Origin of the sequence: Desulfobulbus alkaliphilus, assembly GCF_016918545.1 — a bacterium.
GTDB lineage: Bacteria > Desulfobacterota > Desulfobulbia > Desulfobulbales > Desulfobulbaceae > Desulfobulbus > Desulfobulbus alkaliphilus.
This window is the reverse complement of the sequence record NZ_JAFFQC010000404.1, coordinates 1-396: the sequence shown is the minus strand read 5'-3', so window position 1 is coordinate 396 and position 396 is coordinate 1. Positions and strand designations below refer to the sequence as shown.

Below are 396 nucleotides of genomic sequence, written 5' to 3'. Positions count from 1 at the left end.
CTTGCGAGCCATTCGCAAGTATCTGCTGCATAACGGTTTTATGGGGAAGTCTCATATGGGGATGGGCAAGCGAGCCCAAGGGACGTTGAAGAAGGCCGCGACTTGCGCGTCCTCCATCGTTCTGGGCGCCGGACTGGCGATGTTCGCTGCGGCGCCGACGTGGGCGCAGGACCTGATGGGTCAACCGACCCCGGGCGGCATCACGCTGCAACCGGCGGCGTCGCCGCTGAAGCATGATGCGCACTTCTTCCACGACGTGATCCTGATGCCGATCATCACGGCCATCACCCTGCTGGTGCTGGGCCTGCTGGCGTGGATCGTGTTCCGCTACAACAAGAAGGCCAATCCGACGCCCGCGCGCTGGAGCCACAACACCACGATCGAGATCATCTGGAC

The 396-nt window shown here is 62.6% G+C and carries 1 protein-coding gene; it reads left to right on the top strand.

Annotated features, from left to right (window positions below; translation table 11 throughout):
- Window positions 1–139: 139 nt before the first annotated feature.
- On the top strand, window positions 140–396 hold a 257-nt coding region (locus JWG43_RS21140; RefSeq protein WP_504208239.1), incomplete at its 3' end, for a cytochrome c oxidase subunit II transmembrane domain-containing protein.